Source organism: Chloroflexaceae bacterium (assembly GCA_025057155.1).
In the GTDB taxonomy this organism is placed as follows: domain Bacteria; phylum Chloroflexota; class Chloroflexia; order Chloroflexales; family Chloroflexaceae; genus JACAEO01.
In genome coordinates this window covers 1-503 of record JANWYD010000187.1, presented here as the reverse complement: position 1 = coordinate 503, position 503 = coordinate 1, and the positions used below count along the sequence as shown (strand labels likewise).

Annotated in this window: 1 protein-coding gene; it reads right to left on the bottom strand. The window is 61.2% G+C overall.

Annotated elements, in window-relative coordinates; genetic code table 11:
- Positions 1-503, bottom strand: a 503-nt coding sequence (locus NZU74_20925) for an ATPase, T2SS/T4P/T4SS family (protein MCS6883785.1), incomplete at both ends; no start/stop codon positions are given.

Genomic DNA, 503 nt, shown 5'->3' with positions numbered 1-503 from the left:
AGCAACGATGCAGTTGAGCCGTCCGAGCACGCATGCCCGCAGCAGTTCCATCAGTTCCGGCGATGCGGTGCCGCGAGCAATCAGATCGGCAGCGGTGAGCGGAATGCGTGAAAACTTGCGAATGGTGATGGTGCTGCCGTTGAGCGCCAGCGGTGGAATGATCACGTTGACGCGCGAGCCATCGGGCAGACGCGCGTCAACCATTGGTGTTGTCTCGTCGCATCGCCGACCGAGCGGCGAGATGATCCGGTCGATAATGCGCCGCACATGGTCTTCATCGGTGAACCGAACATCGGTTTCCTGCAGCTTGCCGTTGCGCTCGACCCAGATCTGGTATGGACCATTGACCATGATCTCGCTGACCGTATCATCGGCGAGCAGCGGCTCAAGCGGTCCGAGTCCGAGCAGTTCAGACTGCGCCAGGCGAATCAGGCGATTGCGTTCGCGGTCGGAGACGACACGTCCGCTCTTGTCGAGGTGCTCGGTCACCAGATCGGCGATGC